General features: G+C 67.6%; 12 protein-coding genes. 7 read left to right on the top strand and 5 right to left on the bottom strand.

The features are described 5' to 3' along the window. Nucleotides 1-113 precede the first annotated feature (113 nt). From E5K04_RS02335 to prpB, 5 genes are all read right to left on the bottom strand, one after another. Nucleotides 114-1,739, bottom strand: a complete 1,626-nt coding sequence (locus tag E5K04_RS02335; protein WP_136551285.1) for a methyl-accepting chemotaxis protein — start codon at nt 1,737-1,739, stop codon at nt 114-116. 128 nt (nt 1,740-1,867) lie between these two features. Then, nucleotides 1,868-3,046 (bottom strand): 2-methylaconitate cis-trans isomerase PrpF, encoded by a 1,179-nt coding sequence (gene prpF, locus E5K04_RS02330; protein ID WP_136551284.1) that lies wholly within the window; start codon nt 3,044-3,046, stop codon nt 1,868-1,870. Between the two features lie 57 nt (nt 3,047-3,103). Beyond that, a complete protein-coding gene (acnD, locus tag E5K04_RS02325; protein ID WP_136551283.1) occupies nt 3,104-5,728 on the bottom strand; it encodes a Fe/S-dependent 2-methylisocitrate dehydratase AcnD in 2,625 nt (874 codons plus the stop codon). 85 nt (nt 5,729-5,813) lie between these two features. Beyond that, nucleotides 5,814-6,962, bottom strand: coding sequence for a bifunctional 2-methylcitrate synthase/citrate synthase (prpC, locus tag E5K04_RS02320; protein ID WP_136551282.1), 1,149 nt, complete (start codon nt 6,960-6,962; stop codon nt 5,814-5,816). 46 nt (nt 6,963-7,008) lie between these two features. Beyond that, nucleotides 7,009-7,890, bottom strand: coding sequence for a methylisocitrate lyase (prpB, locus tag E5K04_RS02315; protein ID WP_136551281.1), 882 nt, complete (start codon nt 7,888-7,890; stop codon nt 7,009-7,011). A 265-nt stretch (nt 7,891-8,155) separates the two neighbouring features. Here prpB and rpoE point away from each other — a divergent pair, with 265 nt between their 5' ends. From rpoE to lepA, 7 genes are all read left to right on the top strand, one after another. Continuing rightward, nucleotides 8,156-8,755 carry an RNA polymerase sigma factor RpoE gene (rpoE, locus tag E5K04_RS02310; RefSeq protein WP_136551280.1) on the top strand — a complete coding sequence of 200 codons (600 nt, stop codon included), beginning with the start codon at nt 8,156-8,158 and terminating at the stop codon, nt 8,753-8,755. A 2-nt stretch (nt 8,756-8,757) separates the two neighbouring features. Continuing rightward, the gene (locus E5K04_RS02305) at nt 8,758-9,234 is read left to right on the top strand and encodes a sigma-E factor negative regulatory protein (RefSeq protein WP_168929135.1); all 477 of its coding nucleotides are present in this window, start codon (nt 8,758-8,760) and stop codon (nt 9,232-9,234) included. Beyond that, a complete protein-coding gene (locus tag E5K04_RS02300; protein ID WP_136551278.1) occupies nt 9,234-10,193 on the top strand; it encodes a MucB/RseB C-terminal domain-containing protein in 960 nt (319 codons plus the stop codon). Before E5K04_RS02305 ends, E5K04_RS02300 begins: the two co-directional genes overlap by 1 nt. Continuing rightward, nucleotides 10,190-10,660, top strand: coding sequence for a SoxR reducing system RseC family protein (locus tag E5K04_RS02295; protein WP_136551277.1), 471 nt, complete (start codon nt 10,190-10,192; stop codon nt 10,658-10,660). The genes E5K04_RS02300 and E5K04_RS02295 overlap by 4 nt, the downstream gene beginning before the upstream one ends. Continuing rightward, nucleotides 10,642-12,060 (top strand): DegQ family serine endoprotease, encoded by a 1,419-nt coding sequence (locus E5K04_RS02290; protein ID WP_136551276.1) that lies wholly within the window; start codon nt 10,642-10,644, stop codon nt 12,058-12,060. Before E5K04_RS02295 ends, E5K04_RS02290 begins: the two co-directional genes overlap by 19 nt. Further along, entirely contained in the window at nt 12,057-12,308 is a 252-nt protein-coding gene (locus tag E5K04_RS02285; protein ID WP_136551275.1) for a glutaredoxin family protein, read from the top strand. Before E5K04_RS02290 ends, E5K04_RS02285 begins: the two co-directional genes overlap by 4 nt. Nucleotides 12,309-12,374: 66 nt before the next feature. Then, the gene (gene lepA / locus E5K04_RS02280) at nt 12,375-14,168 is read left to right on the top strand and encodes a translation elongation factor 4 (protein ID WP_136551274.1); all 1,794 of its coding nucleotides are present in this window, start codon (nt 12,375-12,377) and stop codon (nt 14,166-14,168) included. Nucleotides 14,169-14,184: the final 16 nt, after the last annotated feature.

Here is a 14,184-nt window from a genome sequence, read left to right as displayed (position 1 = left end):
CCGTGATCACACCCCTGCCGCGCAGTGCGTGCACAAGTCGGGTGCATGCGGCGGGAGGGTGCCCTGTCCTGGTGCGTTGGCGGGGCTGCGCGGGGCGGAGCGCAGCCTGCGGCTTACACCTTGAAGCGTTCGACCGACGCCTGCAATGTCCTGGCCAGGCGCGAGAGCTCGTCGACCGACTGTACCGCCTGCGCGATCGATGCGTCGTTCGCCTCGGCGCCCTCGGCGATCGCGTCGATATGGCGCGACACCGCCGCGCTGCTTTGCGACTGCTGCTCGGTGACGGCGACGATCGCGTCCAGTTCGCGGCTCACTTCGCTGGCCGCCTCGCTCGACGCCGCGAGCCGCTCGGCGACCATCCCGCTCGAGTGGCGGCTCGCCTCGAGCAAGCCCATGCTCTGCTCCAGCGCCTCGCGTACCGAAGCCGACTGCGGCCCCAGCGCGGTGGTGACGCGGTCGATCTGCGCGGCGGATGCGGCGGACTTCTCGGCGAGCTTTCTCACCTCGTCGGCGACCACCGCGAAGCCGCGGCCGGCTTCACCGGCGCGTGCTGCCTCGATCGCGGCGTTCAGCGCCAGCAGATTGGTCTGCTCGGCGATTTCGCGCACCTGGCGCGTCATGTCGTTGATCGCGTGCGTCGACTGCATGAAGTCGTTTTCGGCGTCGGCCATCAGGCGGATCGCGCGTTCGACGGCCTGAGCCTCGTCCTGCAGCTTCTGCATGCTGTCGCGGCCGGCCTTGGCGTGACCGGCGCTCTGCGTCGAGCCCTCGCGCACCTGGCCTGCCTGTTCGGCGATCTGCGCGATATGGCGGGCAAGCGCGTCGACTTCGCCGGAGGCCGCCGCGGACTGCGCCTTCTGCCGCGCCGAGCCTTCGGTCAGGTTGCCCGCGTGTGAGGTCAGCGTGCGGGCGGAAGCGGCGACCGCGCCGGCGGTGCGGCTGACGTCGCCGACCAGCGCGGTGATCGTCTCGAGCAGGCGATTGAAGCGGTAGGCGGCGACGCCGATCTCGTCGCGGCGGGTCACCGGCAGGCGGCGGGTGAGGTCGCCGTCCCCCTCGGCCAGTTCGGCCAGCCCCTGCGACATCCGCTTCAGCGGCTGGCTGACGAAACGGCGGATGAAGAAGTAGACGACGCCCATCAGCGGCAGCGACAGGAACAGGGCGAAGGCGATGCTCTGGTTGCGGAATTCGTCGACCGCGCCGTAGGTCTTGGTGAGCGACACCCGCATGCTGACGGCGCCCAAGGGCGTGCCCTCGGCCACCTGGTGGCAGCTGATGCAGTTCTTGCCCAAGTAATTCCTTGACGCGAGGGTCGGGTAGACCACGCGCAGCATCTCGCCCTCGGGCGTGCTCTCGATCGCCACATGCGGTTTGCCGCTTTCGAGCACCTGCCGTTCGACGCCGTCGCCCGCCTTGGCCTTGTCGCCGGCGTTGCCCGGGCCGAACACCTTGTTCACGCCGTCGCCGCGCAGCACGCGCAGGTCGTGCACGGCGGACAGTTCGCGGATCTGGTCGAGGAAGACGTCGCGCTGGGCGACGGTGCCGGTGATCATCATGCCGGTGAGGCCGGCCATGGTCATCTCGTTCATGCTGTGCGCGAGGTCCTTGGCCTGGGCGACGGCGATCTCGCGGCTGACCTTCACTTCCCACGCGATCAGGCTGCCCCAGGCGATGGCCAGGCAGCACCAGATGGCCAGGGTAAGGCGCAGCCAGATCGGCCAGTCGGCGAGTTTGCGCATGGCGGATGTCCACGTTATGAGAATGGGTTAAATTCGCCGCTATTAAATCAGCATATTGCTTGCAGGTAAAGCAGGAAAAACGCCTGCACAAGGCAGGCGTCGGTGGGGGTGGGCGGCGACTGCTGCGGTTAGCCTGGCACGCGCACCCAGCCCTCCATCAGGATGCGTGCGCTGCGGCTCATCACCGCCTTGGTGACGGTCCATTCTCCATCAACCAGCTTTGCCTCGGCGCCGACGCGCAGGGTGCCCGACGGGTGGCCGAAACGCACGGCGGCCTTCTCGCCGCCGCCGGCGGCGAGGTTGACCAGCGTGCCGGGGATCGCCGCGGCGGTGCCGATGGCGACCGCGCAGGTGCCCATCATCGCGTGGTGCAGCTTGCCCATCGACAGCGCACGCACCAGCAGGTCGACCTCAGCCGCGGCGACCTGCTTGCCGCTGGCGGCGGTGTAGCCCTTCGGCGGCGCGACGAAGGCGATCTTCGGCGTGTGCTGGCGGGTGGCGGCGTCTTCCGCGCGCTTGATCAGCCCCATGCGCAGGGCGCCGGCGACGCGGATAGCCTCGAAGCGCTTGAGCGCTTCGGCGTCGGTGTTGATGTCTTCCCTGAGCTCGGTGCCCTGGTAGCCGATGTCGCAGGCGTTGACGAACACGGTCGGGATGCCGGCGTTGATCATGGTCGCCGGGACGGTGCCGACGCCGGGGACTTCCAGCTGGTCGATGAGGTTCCCGGTCGGGAACATCGCGCCGCCCTGGTCGCCGTCGTCGGACGGGTTCATGAATTCGAGCACGATCTCGGCGGCCGGGAAGGTCACGCCGTCGAGCTCGAAGTCGCCGGTCTCCTGCACCTGGCCGTTGCTCACCGGTACCTGCGCGATGATGGTCTTGCCGATATTGGCCTGCCAGATGCGCACCGTGCACACGCCGTTGTCCGGCACGCGCGCGGGGTCGATCAGCCCGGCGTGGATGGCGAAGGCGCCGGCGGCGGTCGAGAGGTTGCCGCAGTTGCCCGACCAGTCGACGAAGGGCTTGTCGATCGAGACCTGGCCGTACAGGTAGTCGACGTCGTGGTCCGGCACGCTGGCGCGCGACAGGATCACGCACTTGGACGTGCTGGAGGTGGCGCCGCCCATGCCGTCGATATGCGCGGCGTACGGGTCGGGGCTGCCGATCACGCGCATGAAGAGGTCGTCGCGCGCGCGGCCGGGGCTCTGGCAGGCGGGGGGCAGGTCTTCCAGCCGGAAGAACACGCCCTTGCTGGTGCCCCCGCGCATATAGGTCGCGGGAACGCGTTGCTGGGGAGGATGGCTCATGGCGTCGATCCTGAGAGTTGGAGGCGGGGCAGGCGGCGTGCCGCCTGCCTGCGGGGTTTACGCCGGCTGGGCCTCGCGCTCGGCATTCGAGGCGAGGAAGTCCTGCGCGAAGCGCTGCAGCACGCCGCCGGCCTTGTACACGCGCACTTCGGCGGCGGTGTCCAGGCGACAGGTGACCGCGGTCTCGACCGTCTGGCCGTCCTTGCGGTGGATCACCAGCGTCAGCTCGCCGCGCGGCACGATTTCGCCCTTGACGTCAAAGGTCTCGGTGCCGTCAAGCGCGAGCGTCTTGCGGTCGGTGCCCGGCTTGAATTCCAGCGGCAGTACGCCCATGCCGACCAGGTTGGTGCGGTGGATGCGCTCGAAGCCCTCGGCGACGATGGCCTCGACGCCGGCCAGACGCACGCCCTTGGCCGCCCAGTCTCGTGAGCTGCCCTGGCCGTAGTCGGCGCCGGCGACGATGATCAGGTTCTGCTTGCGGCCCATATAGGTCTCGATCGCTTCCCACATGCGCATCACCCGGCCTTCGGGTTCGACGCGGGCGAGCGAGCCCTGTTTGACCTCGCCGTTCACGACTGCCATCTCGTTGACGAGCTTGGGGTTGGCGAAGGTGGCGCGCTGCGCGGTCAGGTGGTCGCCGCGGTGCGTCGCGTACGAGTTGAAGTCCTCTTCGGGCAGGCCCATCTTCGCCAGGTATTCGCCGGCGGCGGAACTGGCGAGGATCGCGTTGGACGGCGACAAATGGTCGGTGGTGATGTTGTCACCCAGCAGCGCCAGGGGACGCATGCCCTTGAGGGTGCGCTCGCCGGCCAGCGCGCCTTCCCAGTACGGCGGGCGGCGGATGTAGGTGCTCATCGGGCGCCAGGCGTACAGCGGGCTTTCCGCCTGCTCGGCTTCGCCCAGGTCGAACATCGGGATGTAGACCTTGCGGAACTGCTCGGGCTTGACGCTGGCGGCCACGATGGCGTCGATCTCCTCGTCCGACGGCCAGATGTCCTTCAGGCGGATTTCACGGCCGTCCACCACGCCCAGCACGTCCTGTTCGATATCGAAGCGCATGGTGCCGGCGATCGCGTAGGCGACGACCAGGGGCGGCGAGGCGAGGAAGGCCTGCTTGGCGTACGGGTGGATGCGGCCGTCGAAGTTGCGGTTGCCCGACAGCACCGCGGTCGCGTACAGGTCTCGCTCGATGATCTCCTGCTGGATCTTCGGGTCGAGCGCGCCGGACATGCCGTTGCAGGTGGTGCACGCGAAAGCGACGATGCCGAAGCCCATCTTTTCCAGCTCGCCCAGCAGCCCGGCTTCCTTCAGGTAAAGCTCGGCGACCTTGGAGCCCGGCGCGAACGAGGACTTCACCCACGGCTTGCGCACGAGGCCCAGTTCATTGGCCTTCTTGGCCAAGAGGCCGGCGGCGACCACGTTGCGCGGGTTCGAGGTGTTGGTGCAGCTGGTGATGGCGGCGATGATCACCGCGCCGTCCGGCAGCTGCCCGTTGGCTTCCTCGGCGCGGGCGGCGGCGAGCTTGGCCTCGTTTGCGATGCCGCGCTCGGCGAGGGCGGAAGTCGGCAGGCGGCGGTGAGGGTTGGACGGGCCGGCCATATTGCGCACGACGCTCGTCAGGTCAAACTCGAGCACGCGTTCGTAGTCGGCGGTCGCGAGCGCATCGGCCCACAGGCCGGTGGTCTTCGCGTAGTTTTCCACCAGCGCGACCTGCTCGGGTTCGCGGCCGGTCAGCTTCAGGTAATCGATGGTCTGCGCGTCGATGTAGAACATCGCCGCGGTCGCGCCGTACTCCGGGCACATATTGGAGATGGTCGCGCGGTCGCCGATCGACAGGCTGTCGGCCCCCTCGCCGAAGAACTCGACGTAGGCGCCGACCACGCGCTCCTTGCGCAGGAATTCGGTCAGCGCAAGCACGATGTCGGTCGCGGTGATGCCGCTTGGGCGGCGGCCGGTGAGCCTGACGCCGACGATGTCGGGCAGGCGCATCATCGAGGGGTGGCCGAGCATCACGGTCTCGGCTTCCAGGCCGCCGACGCCGATGGCGATCACGCCCAGCGCGTCCACGTGCGGGGTATGGCTGTCGGTGCCGACGCAGGTGTCGGGGAAGGCGACGCCGTCGCGCGCCTGGATCACCGGCGACATCTTCTCCAGGTTGATCTGGTGCATGATGCCGTTGCCGGCCGGGATCACGTCGACGTTCTTGAACGCGGTGCGCGTCCAGTCGATGAAGTGGAAGCGGTCTTCGTTGCGGCGGTCTTCGATCGCGCGGTTCTTGGCGAAGGCGTCCGGGTCGAAACCGCCGCACTCGACGGCGAGCGAGTGGTCGACGATCAGCTGGGTCGGCACCACCGGGTTGACCTGCGAGGGGTCGCCACCCTGGTCGGCGATCGCGTCGCGCAGGCCGGCCAGGTCGACCAGCGCGGTCTGGCCGAGGATGTCGTGGCAGACCACGCGGGCCGGGAACCACGGGAAGTCGAGGTCGCGGCGGCGCTCGATCAGCTGCTTGAGCGAGTCGGTGAGGGCGGCCGGCTCGCAGCGGCGCACCAGGTTCTCGGCGAGCACGCGCGAGGTGTACGGCAGGCGGGCCCAGGCGCCCGGGGCGATGGCGTCGACGGCGGCGGCGGCGTCGAAGTAGTCGAGCGCGCTGCCCGGCAGCGGTTTGCGGTATTGACGGTTCATGGCTCTATTCTTTGTTGTCCGGTTGGGTCAGCGCATGCGGGGAGCGGGGCGCAAGGCCCGGCTCCCCGGCACGCGGCACTGATGCTTAGCGTGCTTCGATCGGCACGAAGCGCTGATCTTCGGGGCCGGTGTAGTTCGCGCTCGGGCGGATGATCTTGCCGTCGATGCGCTGCTCGATCACGTGCGCGCTCCAGCCGCTGGTGCGGGCGATCACGAACAGCGGGGTGAACATCGCGGTCGGCACGCCCATCATGTGGTAGGAGACGGCGCTGAACCAGTCGAGGTTGGGGAACATCTTCTTGATGTCCCACATCACGCTCTCCAGGCGCTCGGCGATGTCGTACATCTTGGTGTCGCCGGCGGACTCGGACAGCTCGCGCGCGACTTCCTTGATCACCTTGTTGCGCGGGTCGGAGATGGTGTACACCGGGTGGCCGAAGCCGATCACCACTTCCTTCTTCTCGACGCGGGCCTTGATGTCGGCTTCCGCCTCGTCAGGCGTCTCGTAGCGCTTCTGGATCTCGAAGGCGACCTCGTTGGCGCCGCCGTGCTTGGGGCCGCGCAGCGCGCCGATCGCGCCGGTGATGCTCGAGTACATGTCCGAACCCGTGCCGGCGATCACGCGGCCGGTGAAGGTCGATGCGTTGAATTCGTGCTCGGCGTACAGGATCAGCGAGGTGTGCATCGCGCGCACCCACAGTGCGGACGGCTTCTCGCCGTGCAACAGGTGCAGGAAGTGGCCGCCGATCGAGTCGTCGTCGGTCTCCACTTCGATGCGACGGCCGTTGTGGCTGAAGTGGTACCAGTAGAGCAGCATCGAGCCGAAGCTCGCCATCAGGCGGTCGGCGATGTCGCGCGCGCCGGCGATGTTGTGGTCGTCCTTCTCCGGCAGGGTGCAGCCGAGGGCCGAGACGCCGGTGCGCATCACGTCCATCGGGTGGGCGGACGCCGGCAGCGCCTCGAGCACGGCCTTCACCGAAGCGGGCAGGCCGCGCAGCGCCTTGAGCTTCTGCTTGTAGCCGGCAAGTTCGGCCTTGTTCGGCAGCTTGCCGTGTACCAGCAGGTAGGCGACTTCTTCGAATTCGCAGCGCTCGGCGATGTCGAGGATGTCGTAGCCGCGGTAGTTGAGGTCGTTGCCGCTACGGCCGACCGTGCACAGCGCGGTATTGCCGGCGGCGACGCCGGAGAGGGCAACCGACTTCTTCGGCTTGCCGGTGATGACCACTTCGCTCATTGTGTTCTCCTTGCTCTCGTTGTTGCTTGCGGGCGGCAGCGCCGCCTTACTTGTTCTTGCCTTCGGCGAACAGCGCGTCGAGTTTCTGCTCGTACGCGTGGTAGCCGAGGTGGTCGTAGAGTTCCATCCGCGTCTGCATGGCGGGCACGGAAGCGGCCTGCGTGCCGTCGCGGCGCAGCGTCTCGTAGACGCCGAGTGCGGCCTGGGAGGCGGCGCGGAAGGCGGACAGCGGGTAGAGCACCAGGCCCACGCCGTTCTCGCCCAGCTGTTCGGTGGTGTAGAGCGGGGTCGAGCCGAATTCGGTGATGTTGGCGAGCACCGGCACCTTCACGGCCTCGGCAAACTGCTTGTACATCGCAAGGTCGGTGATCGCCTCGGGGAAGATCATGTCGGCGCCGGCCTCGACGCAGGCGATCGCGCGCTCGATCGCGGCTTCCAGCCCCTCGACCGCCAGCGCGTCGGTACGCGCCATGATCACCATGTCCTGGCGGCGGGCGTCGACGGCGGCCTTCACGCGGTCGACCATCTCTTCCTTGCTGACGATGGCCTTGTTCGGGCGGTGGCCGCAGCGTTTTTGCTGGACCTGGTCCTCGATGTGCACGGCGGCGGCGCCGGCCTTCTCCAGGTTGCGCACGGCACGCGCGATATTGAACGCGCCACCCCAGCCGGTATCGATGTCGACCAGGAGCGGCAGGTCGGTCACGTCGGTGATGCGGCGCACGTCGATCAGCACGTCTTCCAGCGTGGTGATACCCAGGTCGGGGATGCCGCACGAGCACGCGGCGACGCCGCCTCCGGACAGGTACAGCGCCTTGAAGCCGCTATGTTCGGCAAGGCGGGCGAAATAGGCGTTGACGGCGCCGACGACCTGCAGGGGTTTCTCCTGCTGGACGGCGAGGCGGAAGCGTTGACCCGGTAAGAGCGACATCGAGGCTTTCCTTTACATGAGGTTGGGTGTTTGTCTGACATTCTAGCAAGTGCTTGGTGAAAATGACAATCGGAATTATGGGCCGCGCGGCAGTGCTTCCTTGCGGGCGGGCAGCACGTGGCGGCGTCTGTTTTGCTTTGCAGCAGGGTCTGCTAAGGTATGCGCACTTTTGCGCAAGAACTAATCGGATATATGCGAGTCACACCTGAAAGACTGATTGGCGGCCGCGTCGGCCTTCGCTTGCGGCAGGGGGCGCGCGCCCTCCATGAGTGAGCGGGAACTTGACCAGCAACTGGTCGAGCGCGTGCAGCGCGGGGAGAAGCGCGCGTTCGATTTGTTGGTCGCCAAGTACCAGAAACGGCTCGGCCGGCTGCTGTCCCGCTTCATCAAGGACAGTGCCGACGTCGAGGACGTCACGCAGGAAGCCTTCGTCAAGGCCTACCGTGCGCTGCCGTCGTTTAGGGGCGAAAGCGCTTTCTATACATGGCTCTACCGCATCGGGATCAATACGGCGAAGAACTTTCTGGTCGCCAACGGTCGAAAGCCCATGGTCCACGCCGGAATCGAGGATGAGGACGGGGAGACGCTCGATCTGTCGAGCCAGATTCCCGACTACCACACCCCCGAAGCGGACCTGATGAACCAGCAGATCCTCGCGACGGTCAACCAGGCGGTCGAGGCGCTGCCGGAAGATTTGCGCACCGCGATCACGCTGCGCGAGATGGACGGCCTGAGCTACGACGAGATCGCCCAGGTGATGGGGTGCCCGATCGGCACCGTGCGCTCGCGCATTTTCAGGGCGCGCGAGGCGATCGCGACGCAGTTGCGTCCGCTGCTGGATACGTCGAAAGACAAAAGGTGGTAATGATGAACGAAAAAATATCCGCATTGATGGACGGCGAGCTCTCGCCGAACGAAGTCGACGACGTAAGCGACGCGCTGCTCGCCGAGCAGTCGCTCTCGGCGTGCTGGAGCGAGTATCACCTGATCGGCGAGGCGATGCGCCGCAACGGCCAGCTGACGCTGGACGTGCGCGAGAAAGTGTCCGTCCAGTTGCGTGACGAGCCGACGGTGCTTTCGCCGCGCGCTCCGCTGCGCCAGCGCCCGGTGCGCCGCTACGCGGCGATGGCCGCGACGGTCGCGTTTGCCGCGGCAGTCGGCTGGGTCGGCTTCGGGCAGGATCCGGCGTCGCAGGTGGTCGTCGCGCAGGCCGTGCCGGCTTCGCAGGACGTGTTCGCGCCGGCTTCCGGCGTCGAGGCGCCTTACCTTGCCGCGCATCAGGAGGCCGCCGGCGGCGGTCTGGTCAGGGTCAGCATGGCCGCCGGTGCCAAGGTGGCACATTGATGCGCGGCTTGTTGTTGCCTTTCGCCGTCTCCCTGCTGGGGGCCGGCTCCATTCATGCTTCAGCGCCCGACGACTGGGCCTTGCTCGGCAAGGCCGCGTCGGTCGCCCGCACGCAGCCCCTGGCCGGCAGCTATTTGCACCAGGTCGGTAGCGCCGCAGAGACTTTCCGCATCGAGCGCGCGCAGGCGCGCGGCAAGGTGCGCGAGCGGCGCGTCTCGCTCGACGGCCTGCCGCGCGAGGTGATCCGCAGCGGCGACACCGTCGTCAGCGCAGGGCCCGACCAACGCGCGCTGCAGGCGGCCAAGGCAAGTTCGGTCAAGCTCTTCCCGGCGTTGCTGCCCGAGGACGTGGACGCGCTGCAGCAAAGCTACACGCTGACCCGGCTGGGGCAGTCGCGCGTCGCCATGCGGGATTGCCAGTGGCTGGAGCTCAAGCCGCGCGAGGCCGGCCAGCGTTACGCGCTGCGCCTGTGCGTCGACGGCAAGTCGCACCTGCCGCTCAAGACGATGACGCTGACCCCGCAAGGGCAGGCGGTCGAGTCGTTCAGCTTCATCGACCTGAACCTCGACGTCGGCAAGCTGAAGGTCGACGTCAAGCCCCTCTACAAGCTGACGGCCAAGTCGTCGTCGCAGCGCGCTGCCGCCGACGCGCCGACGCCTGCGCTCGAGCTGCGCGGCATGCCGGCCGGCTTCTCGCTGGTGCAGGCCGGCGAGCGCCGCCTGCCCGGCGACGAGGGTGCGGCGCCGGTCCAGCATTTCGTCTACAGCGACGGCCTGGTGATGCTGTCGGTGTTTGCCGAGCCCGGCGCGCAGGCACGCACCACCGGCGGGCACGGGTACGGCGCGCTGTCCGTGGTGTCCGACCCGGAGGGCGACTACCAGCTGACCCTGGTCGGCGAGTTGCCCGAGTCCTCGCTCGCCGCCATCGCGCGCGGCCTGCGCATCAGCAAGAAACCATGACCGAAGCCGAAGCGCGCGTGCTGTCGGTCGAGTCCGGCCATGCCTGGGTCGAGCCGCAGCCGCATTCGCCGTGCGGGCATTGCGACCCGGTGAACGGCTGCCGTTCGATGAGCATCGCCCGCCTGTTCGGCGGCGCGACCCGCTTCAGGGTGCTCGACCCGCTGGGCGTCACGCCGGGCGACAAGGTGTTCGTCAGCGTCCCCGAGGGCGGGGTGCTCGGCAGCGCGCTCCTGATGTACCTCGCGCCCTTGAGCGGCCTTGTCGGCGGCGCCTTGCTCGGCAATCTCGCCGGCGAAGCCTTGGCCGTGGCCGGCGCGGTGTCGGGCGCCGCAATCGCGCTTTTCTGGGCGCGGCGCCGCGCGGCGCGCCTGAAAGGGGACGCGCGCTACGTGCCCGCGATCACCCGCCGTTTCGACCCCGCCTTGTCCCCGATGGAGATGCCCCGTAGATGCAGATCAGGAAAGTAGCCGCGGCCTGCGTGCTGGCCTTCGCCTGCGCGCTGCCTGCGGGCGGCGTTGCCGCCGCCCCGGCCGCCTTGCCGGACTTTACCCGGCTCGTCAAGAACGAAGGCCGTTCGGTCGTCAACATCAGTACCACGCAGACCGTGCGCGAACAGGCTGGCCTGCCGCAGGGCATGGAAGGCGACCCGTTCTTCGAATTCTTCCGCCGCTTCGCGCCGCCGCAGCCGCCGCGCGAGTACCAGGCCGCGAGCCTGGGTTCGGGCTTCATCATGAGCCCGGACGGCTACATCCTGACCAACGCGCACGTGATCGCGCGCGCCGACGAGATCAAGGTCACGCTCGGCGACAAGCGCGAATTCAAGGCGAGGGTGGTCGGCTCGGACGCGCGTACCGACGTCGCGCTCTTGAAGATCGACGCGGCGGGCCTGCCCGCGGCGAAGCTCGGCAAGGCGGATGACGTCGAGGTCGGCGAGTGGGTGCTGGCGATCGGCTCGCCGTTCGGCTTCGAGAACACCGTCACCTCGGGCATCGTCTCGGCCAAGGGCCGGCAGTTGCCCGACGAGAGCTACGTGCCGTTCATCCAGACCGACGCGGCGATCAACCCGGGTAACTCGGGCGGGCCGCTGTTCAACCTCAAGGGCGAGGTGGTCGGCGTCAACTCGCAGATCTACAGCCGTTCCGGCGGCTTCATGGGCATTTCGTTCGCGATCCCGATCGACGTCGCGCTGGACGTCGCCGACCAGCTGAAGAAGTCCGGCCGGGTCGCGCGCGGGCGCATCGGCGTGTCGGTGCAGGAAGTGAACAAGGACCTGGCCGCGTCGTTCGGCCTGGACAGGCCCGAGGGCGCGCTGATCAATTCGGTCGAGCCGGCTGGCCCGGCCGCGCGTGCCGGCGTGCGCGCGGGCGATATCGTGCTGGCCATCGACGGCAAGCCGATCGCGAATGGCGCCGACCTGCAGCGCGCGATCGGCATGATCCGCCCGGGTAGCACGGTCAAGCTGCAACTGTGGCGCAACCGTGCGCCGCTGGCGGTCGCCGTGCGCGCCGAGGAGCTGAAAGAGGCGGACCCCAGGCTCGCCGAGCGCGAGTACCGCGCGCCGGAAGAGACGGGCCGTATCGACCAGGGCAAGCTCGGCCTGACCCTGGCGGAGCTTAATACCGCGCAACTGAAGCAGGTCGGCGTGCCGTACGCGCTGGTGGTGCAGGGCACGGGTGCCGTGGCTGCGCGCGCAGGGATTACCCGTGGCGACGTGATCGTCGGCGTGGCGGGCGAGGCGCTCACCGGCCGCGCGCAGTTCCAGCGCCTGCTCGCGGCGGTGAAGCCCGGCGACGTGGTCGCGCTGCAGCTGTGGCGGCGCGGCAACCTGTTGTTCGTGCCGCTGGAAGTGCCGAAGGGGACGCCATGAAGCTGACGCTGTATTTTCGCGAGTACTGTTCGCTGTGCCACGCGATGCGCGACGCGCTTTTGCCTTGGCAGGCGCGCTACGGCTTCGAGCTGTCGGTGCTCGACGTCGACGACGACCCGGTGCTCGAGGCGCGCTACAACGAGCTGGTGCCGGCGCTGGAGATCGACGGCGAGCCGATCTGCCACTGGTACCTTGACGAGGCGAGGCTGGCCGCCGTGCTGGCTGCAAAGGCCGGGGAAATCCGCTAGAATCCGCCACCAACAATCCAACGACGAGGGCGCCTGGGGTGCCCTCATCTTTTTGCCTGCGAGCCGATGAAACATATCCGTAATTTTTCGATCATTGCCCACATCGACCACGGCAAGTCGACGCTGGCCGACCGCTTCATCCAGTTCTGCGGTGGCCTCGAACTGCGCGAAATGAGCGCCCAGGTGCTCGACTCGATGGATATCGAGAAAGAGCGCGGCATCACCATCAAGGCGCAGACCGCTGCGCTCCACTACAAGGCGCGTGACGGCCAGGTCTACAACCTGAACCTGATCGACACCCCCGGACACGTCGACTTCAGCTACGAGGTCAGTCGTTCGCTGTCCGCGTGCGAAGGCGCACTCTTGGTGGTCGACGCCTCGCAAGGCGTCGAGGCGCAGACCGTCGCCAACTGCTACACCGCGATCGACCTCGGCGTCGAGGTGGTGCCGGTGCTCAACAAGATCGACCTGCCGGCGGCCGAGCCCGAGCGCGTGGCGCAGGAAATCGAGGACATCATCGGCATCGAGGCGACCGACGCCGTGCGCGCGTCGGCCAAGAGCGGCATCGGCATCGAGGACATCCTCGAGACCGTGATCGCCAAGATCCCGCCGCCGACCGGCGACGAGGCCGCGCCGCTCAAGGCGCTGATTGTCGACTCGTGGTTCGACAACTACGTCGGCGTGGTGATGCTGGTGCGCGTCAAGGACGGCGTGGTGCGCCCGAAGGACAAGATAAAGTTCATGGCGACCGGCGCCGAGCACCTGGTCGAACAGGTCGGCGTGTTCACGCCCAAGTCGGTGCAGCGCCAGGAACTGAAGGCGGGCGAGGTGGGCTTCATCATCGCCGGCATCAAGGACATCAAGTCGGCCAAGGTCGGCGACACCATCACGCTGGTGAAGACGCCGGCGAGCGAAGCGCTGCCGGGCTTCAAGGAAGTGCAGTCGCAGGTGTTCGCCGGCCTCTACCCGGTGGAGAGCCACGACTACGACAACCTGCGCGACGCGCTGGAGAAGCTGCAGCTGAACGATGCCTCGCTCAAGTTCGAGCCGGAGGTGTCGCAGGCGCTGGGCTTCGGCTTCCGCTGCGGCTTCCTCGGCCTTCTGCACCTGGAGATCGTGCAGGAACGCCTCGAGCGCGAGTTCGACATGGACCTCATCACCACCGCGCCGACCGTGGTGTACGAGCTCCTGATGAAGGACGGCGAGGTGATCCACGTGGAAAACCCGTCCAAGCTGCCCGACCCGTCCAAGGTCGAGGAGCTGCGCGAGCCCATCATCACCGCGCACATCCTGCTGCCGCAGGAGTTCGTCGGCTCGGTGATGACGCTGTGCAACCAGAAGCGCGGCGTGCAGCAGAACATGCAGTACCTCGGCCGCCAGGTGATGCTCACCTACGACTTGCCGATGAACGAAGTGGTGATGGACTTCTTTGACAAGCTCAAGTCGACCAGCCGCGGCTACGCCTCGCTCGACTACGAGTTCAAGGAGTACCAGGCGTCCGACCTTGTCAAGCTCGATATCCTCGTCAACGGCGAGAAGGTCGACGCGCTGAGCCTGATCGTGCACCGCCAGAGCGCGCAGTTCCGCGGCCGCGCGGTGGCCGCCAAGATGCGCGAGCTGATCCCGCGCCAGATGTTCGACATCGCGGTGCAGGCGGCGATCGGCGCGCACATCATCGCGCGCGAGACGATCAAGGCGCTCAGGAAGAACGTGCTGGCCAAGTGCTACGGCGGCGACATCACCCGTAAGCGCAAACTGCTGGAAAAGCAGAAGGCGGGCAAGAAGCGCATGAAACAGGTGGGCAACGTGGAAATTCCGCAGACCGCGTTCCTCGCCATCTTGCAGGTAGGGGACAAGTAAGTGGCCGGCTATTTCT

Origin of the sequence: Crenobacter intestini, assembly GCF_004919095.1 — a bacterium.
Taxonomy (GTDB): Bacteria; Pseudomonadota; Gammaproteobacteria; order Burkholderiales; family Chromobacteriaceae; genus Craterilacuibacter; species Craterilacuibacter intestini.
This window is presented reverse-complemented; position numbering and strand designations above follow the sequence as displayed.

Bases quoted from the DNA above. Each gene is read 5' to 3' on its own strand.
- rpoE (WP_136551280.1), top strand. From the start codon at position 8,156: ATGAGTGAGCGGGAACTTGACCAGCAACTGGTCGAGCGCGTGCAGCGC.
- E5K04_RS02290 (WP_136551276.1), top strand. From the start codon at position 10,642: ATGCAGATCAGGAAAGTAGCCGCGGCCTGCGTGCTGGCCTTCGCCTGC.
- E5K04_RS02295 (WP_136551277.1), top strand. From the start codon at position 10,190: ATGACCGAAGCCGAAGCGCGCGTGCTGTCGGTCGAGTCCGGCCATGCC.
- E5K04_RS02335 (WP_136551285.1), bottom strand. From the start codon at position 1,739: ATGCGCAAACTCGCCGACTGGCCGATCTGGCTGCGCCTTACCCTGGCC.
- E5K04_RS02305 (WP_168929135.1), top strand. From the start codon at position 8,758: ATGAACGAAAAAATATCCGCATTGATGGACGGCGAGCTCTCGCCGAAC.
- prpB (WP_136551281.1), bottom strand. From the start codon at position 7,890: ATGTCGCTCTTACCGGGTCAACGCTTCCGCCTCGCCGTCCAGCAGGAG.
- acnD (WP_136551283.1), bottom strand. From the start codon at position 5,728: ATGAACCGTCAATACCGCAAACCGCTGCCGGGCAGCGCGCTCGACTAC.
- lepA (WP_136551274.1), top strand. From the start codon at position 12,375: ATGAAACATATCCGTAATTTTTCGATCATTGCCCACATCGACCACGGC.
- prpC (WP_136551282.1), bottom strand. From the start codon at position 6,962: ATGAGCGAAGTGGTCATCACCGGCAAGCCGAAGAAGTCGGTTGCCCTC.
- E5K04_RS02285 (WP_136551275.1), top strand. From the start codon at position 12,057: ATGAAGCTGACGCTGTATTTTCGCGAGTACTGTTCGCTGTGCCACGCG.
- E5K04_RS02300 (WP_136551278.1), top strand. From the start codon at position 9,234: ATGCGCGGCTTGTTGTTGCCTTTCGCCGTCTCCCTGCTGGGGGCCGGC.
- prpF (WP_136551284.1), bottom strand. From the start codon at position 3,046: ATGAGCCATCCTCCCCAGCAACGCGTTCCCGCGACCTATATGCGCGGG.